The sequence below is a fragment of the Methylobacterium sp. genome, assembly GCF_019750675.1.
Lineage (GTDB): Bacteria > Pseudomonadota > Alphaproteobacteria > Rhizobiales > Beijerinckiaceae > Methylobacterium.
Window position 1 is genome coordinate 1 of the sequence record NZ_JAIEOF010000449.1, and the last position, 4710, is coordinate 4710.

5 protein-coding genes are annotated in these 4710 nt (G+C 70.7%); 1 reads left to right on the plus strand and 4 read right to left on the minus strand.

All coding sequences use genetic code 11. From position 1 onward, the window contains the following. From K2X24_RS23585 to K2X24_RS23600, 4 genes are all read right to left on the minus strand, one after another. The coding region (locus K2X24_RS23585) for a GapR family DNA-binding domain-containing protein (protein WP_292501709.1) at positions 1 to 173 on the minus strand (173 nt) is incomplete at its 3' end. Between the two features lie 57 nt (positions 174 to 230). Further along, the gene (locus K2X24_RS23590) at positions 231 to 1382 is read right to left on the minus strand and encodes an FAD-dependent monooxygenase (RefSeq protein WP_292501700.1); all 1152 of its coding nucleotides are present in this window, start codon (positions 1380 to 1382) and stop codon (positions 231 to 233) included. A gap of 74 nt (positions 1383 to 1456) precedes the next feature. Next, positions 1457 to 1885, minus strand: a complete 429-nt coding sequence (locus K2X24_RS23595) for a response regulator (protein WP_292501703.1) — start codon at positions 1883 to 1885, stop codon at positions 1457 to 1459. Positions 1886 to 1946: 61 nt separating this feature from the next. Then, the gene (locus tag K2X24_RS23600; protein ID WP_292501705.1) at positions 1947 to 3416 is read right to left on the minus strand and encodes a PAS domain S-box protein; all 1470 of its coding nucleotides are present in this window, start codon (positions 3414 to 3416) and stop codon (positions 1947 to 1949) included. A 230-nt stretch (positions 3417 to 3646) separates the two neighbouring features. Between K2X24_RS23600 and K2X24_RS23605 the strand changes: the two genes are divergently transcribed. Beyond that, a partial coding sequence (locus tag K2X24_RS23605) for a catalase family protein (protein ID WP_292501707.1) occupies positions 3647 to 4710 on the plus strand: 1064 nt, incomplete at its 3' end.

Here is a 4710-nt window from a genome sequence, read left to right on the forward strand (position 1 = left end):
TTGAGGATCTCCTTGAGGATCTTCACGTCCAGGCCCTCGCCCTTGGCTTCCAGGAAGATCTCCTTCTTGGCTTCCATCAGCTCCTTGATCTCCTCCTCCACCTTCTCGACGCGCTCGATGATCGAGCGGATACGGTCGCCGGCAACGCCAACGGTGTCGATCGTCTCGGACATGCTGTCTCCTTGAGCCAATTCGGAGCGGCACCCTCCCGGGTTTCGGTAAGCGGACGGTTAATCCCGCGTCCGGGCCGGACCGGGCGGAGCGATGCGAAGCGGGGCGTAGGTGGCGCGGTAGCTGCGGGGTCCGAGCACCGGGAGCACGAGGTTCCTGGCCCAGCCCGGCATCCGGGCGGTCCGCGACAGGCGGTCGGTCATGGCCTGGACATGGGTCACGCGGGGCCGGCGCAGGGCCTCGTAGGCCGGACCGACCGTGCGCCAGTCGGCGCGCTCCGCCAGCAGGGCGGCCAGCACCAGCGCATCCTCCAGGGCGAGGGCGGCGCCCTGTGCCCAGACGGGGGCCGTGGCGTGCGCGGCGTCCCCGGCCAGTACCACGCGGTCCCGTGTCCAGCCGGGAATCCGGACCTCCTCGAGGGGCGAATGATGGACGCGCCCGGAATCGGCCAGAACCGCATCGAGGGTGTCGCGCACGGGGGCCGGGAAGGCGGCGAAGGCCCCGCGCGCCGCGGCGAGGTCGTGCCCCCGCGCGCCCGATCCGCCGACCGAGACCCACCCGTAGACTTCGTCCGCGTCGACCGGGATCAGCAGGAACAGGCCTCCCGATCCGGCCCAGAGCGTCCAGGCATCGATTCCGGGATTGGGCGCCATGAAGCGCCAGCTCGCCGGAGCCAGCAGCGCCGCGCCGAGGGCCTGAGCACCGAACACGTCGCGCCGGACCCGGGAATGCACGCCGTCCGCGCCCACGAGCAGGCCTCCGCATTCGGTCGTTCCGTCCTCGCAGGCGACGGTGACGCTGTCCGCCTGCTGCCGGATCGCCGCGATCGCACATCCGTACCGGATGTCGTCGGCCGGCCCGTCTCCGGTCAGGAGACGCGCCAGGTCGGCGCGTCGGACGCAGCGGGGGGCCGCCTCGGCTCCCCAGAACGCCGCCTCGTCGACGGCAAAGAGCAGGCGCCCCCGCTCGGTGCGGTACTCGCGCCGGCGAACCGGGGCGCCGACGGCGCCGAGGGCCTCGGCGAGGCCGAGTTGCGCGAGGGCCCGGACCGCGTTGCCCGGCAGGTTGATGGCGAGGCCGCCATCCGCCGGTTCCCGGCGCCGCTCCAGGGTGAGCGCGGAAATCCCGGCGCGTCGCAGCGCCCGCCGCATGGCGAGCCCCGCGATGCCGCCCCCGGCGATCAGAACCCGACCCGCTTCGTTCCCGTCCATGGGAATCCCCGAACCTGTCCGCGTCGCGTCACCGGACGGAGGGCGCATCCGATGCCCCGCCGTTCTGCACACGGTCAGTGCGTCGGGACAGGCTTGGCGCGCAAGGGCGCGGGCTTCCGGTCTTCCGGCATGATCCGCCGGAGGTGTTCGCGGACGATGCCGGCACTGAACGGCTTCTCGATGAAGCAGGCCGAATCCGGCAGGTCGCCCGGGCCCGGCTTGTCGTGGCCCGACGCCACGACGACGCTGATATGCGGGTGATCCGAGGCGGCCATGCGTGCCAGCGCGAACCCGTCCTGCGGGCCCGGCGGGCCGACGGCGGTGAACAACAGCGTGAACGCGGGGCCGTGCTGGCGCAGGAGCCTGATGGCCTCGTCGCCCGTGCCCACGTCCAGGACCCGGAAGCCGGCATCCTCCAGGATGTTCACGGCGTCCATCCGCACGAGGATGCTCGCCTCGACGACGAGGGCGAACGGGGACGGCGATGGATCTGGACCTGCCATGGAAGCCATACGCGTCAGGCCGCGAAAAGCTCCTGCGGGAATCGTCAGTCCCGCGTGATCGTCAGTCCCGCGTGATCTCGGGCAGCGGCGCCTCGGCCGTGAACACGACGCCGCGCGGGCGGTAGTCGATCTCGGCCGTTCCGCCGATCTCCCGGGCGAGGGCCCGCTCGATCATCCGGGAGCCGAAGCCGGTGCGCGTCGGCCGCGAGACCGGCGGGCCGCCCACCTCCTGCCACTGGAACCAGAGCCGGTCGGGGCTCGACCCGTCCACGACATCCCAACTCACGATGACGCGGCCGTCATCCGTCGAGAGGGAGCCGTACTTGACGGAGTTGGTCGCGAGTTCGTGGATCGCCAGGGCGAAGGCCAGGGCGACCCGAGGCGCGAGACGCAGGATCGGGCCGCCGATCCTGAAGCGGTGGTCCTGCTCGACGCCGAACGGGTGCAGGGCCGCGATGACCACCTCCGTCAGGGTCGCCCAGTCGCCGCTGCCGCGAGCCAGCATCTCCGTGGCGGCCGAGAGCGAGCGCAGGCGGGATTCCATCGCCACCTGCGCCTCTTCCAGGGAGGCGGCGCCCCGCAGCGTCTGCCGGGCGATGGACTGGACGGTGGCCAAGGTGTTCTGGATCCGGTGGTTGAGCTCGCCCGCCAGGAGGTCGCGGTGCTCCTCCGCCCGCTTGCGGTCGGTGATGTCCAGGCTGATCCCCGCGATGGTCAGGGGCGAGCCGTCGGCGCGGTACGAGGCCTGGCCGCGGAACTGCAGCCAGCGGGTCTCGCCCCGTGGCGTGATGACCCGGATCTCGATGTCGTAGTCCGAGTGCCCGGCGATCGCCGCGTCCCGGGCGGCGAGTTTCCGGGCCCGGTCGTCCGGGTGGATGGCCGCCAGCATCTCCTCGTAGGTCAGGGAATCGCCCGGCGCGCGGCCGAGGTTCTCCTTGAACCCGTCCGAGGAGACCAGGCGCATGACCCCGAGATCGAGGGTCCAGGCGCCGAGGCGCCCGGCCTTCAGTGTGAACCGGAGGCGCTCCTCGCTCTGAATCAGTTCGAGGGAGCGGCGCTCGGATTCCGCCTCCAGGGCGTCGCGGTCCCGCTGGAGGAGAACGAGGCGCTCCTTCTCCAGGGTCACATCGTACTGGGAGGCGAAGTAGTAGGTGAGTTCGCCGTCGGGCGCGAAGACGGGCGAGACGAGGAGGCGGTTCCAGAACGCCGTGCCGTCCTTGCGCCGGTTCTTCAGGTCGATCTCGATCGTCACGCGCCGCTCGATGGCGTCTCGGACCCGCGCGACGTCCTCGGCGTTCGTCTCGGGCCCCTGCAGGAAGCGGCAGTTGCGGCCGATGATCTCGTCGCGGCCGTAGCCGGTCAGCGTCACGAACGCGTCGTTGACGTAAACGATGGGGTTGTCCGTCAGCCGGGGGTCGGTGATCACCATGGGCATCCGCGTCGCGCGGACCGCCGCGGCGAACGGATCGGAGCCGGCGACGGTGCTGGCGATCTCGGCGTCGATCCGCGCGCCGTCCTCATGGTCGTTCAAGCGAAGGCAATCCTGTTGATCGGAACCGTTCTACGGAACGATCCGGATCAGACCAGGGGTATAAACGTCACATTCGCGGTTCCGGGCCCAGACCCGTGTCCGATCGGGCCTGCGCGCCTGCCCGGGCTGGACGCCCCGCGGTCACGCAGTCTTGAAGGTCCCCCGCTTGGGGAACAGACCGATTTGCGCGTTGTTCACGTCGAGATAGCACTGCACCGGAGCCCCAGACCTTGCAAGCGCCAGTCCGCTATACGCCCGACGTCGAGCAGGTGAAGCCCGACGAGGGCGAGACGATCGAACAGTTGAACAAGACCTTCGACAAGATCCTCCACAAGGTGGCCGAGGATTCCGGCCACGCGGTCCGCTCGGTGCACGCCAAGTCGCACGGCATCCTGGAAGGGGTCCTGACGGTCGACGCGAACCTGCCGCCCGAACTCGCGCAGGGCCTGTTCGCCAGGGCCGGCGAGCACCCGGTCTACATGCGCCTCTCCACCAATGCCGGCGACATCCTGCCCGATGCAGTCTCCCTGCCGCGCGGCCTCGCCCTGAAGGTGCTCGACGTCGAGGGCGAGCGCCTGCCCGGCGCCGAGGGCACGACGCAGAACTTCATCATGGTCAACGGCACGGTCTTCCAGGCGCCGAGCGCCGACAAGTTCCTCGGCAGCCTGAAGCTGCTGGCCGGCACCACCGACCGGGCCGAGGGCCTCAAGGTGGCGGCCTCGACGGTGCTGCGCGGGGTCAACAAGGCCCTGCAGGCGGTGGGCGTCGAGAGCACGACGATCGCGTCCCTCGGCGGCGCGCCCAACGTCGATCCCCTCGGCGAGACCTATTACAGCGTCACCCCGTTCCGCTACGGCGATTACATCGCGAAGTTCTCCGTCGCGCCCGTGGCCCCCGGATTGACCGCGCTGACCGGCACCGAGATCGACGCGTCCGGCCGTCCCGACGCGATCCGCGAGACGGTGCGTGCCGAGATGCGCGGCATCGAGGGCGTCTGGGAGTTCCGGGTCCAGCTCTGCCGCGACCTCGAACGCCAGCCCGTCGAGGATCCGACCGTGGAGTGGAAGGAGGACGAGGCGCCGTTCCAGCGCGTCGGGCTCATCACCATCCGGCCGCAGGACAGCTGGGACGCCGCGCGGGTGCAGGCCGTCGACGAGGAAATGCGCTTCTCGGTCTGGACCGGCCTCGCCGCGCACCAGCCGCTGGGCAACATCAACCGCGCCCGCAACATCCCCTACCGGCACTCGGCCGAGTTCCGGCAGCGCTTCAACGGTTGCCCCATCCACGAGCCCGG

Excerpts from the sequence above, each read along its gene's own strand:
- K2X24_RS23595 (WP_292501703.1), bottom strand. The coding sequence starts at position 1,885 with ATGGCAGGTCCAGATCCATCGCCGTCCCCGTTCGCCCTCGTCGTCGAG.
- K2X24_RS23590 (WP_292501700.1), bottom strand. The coding sequence starts at position 1,382 with ATGGACGGGAACGAAGCGGGTCGGGTTCTGATCGCCGGGGGCGGCATC.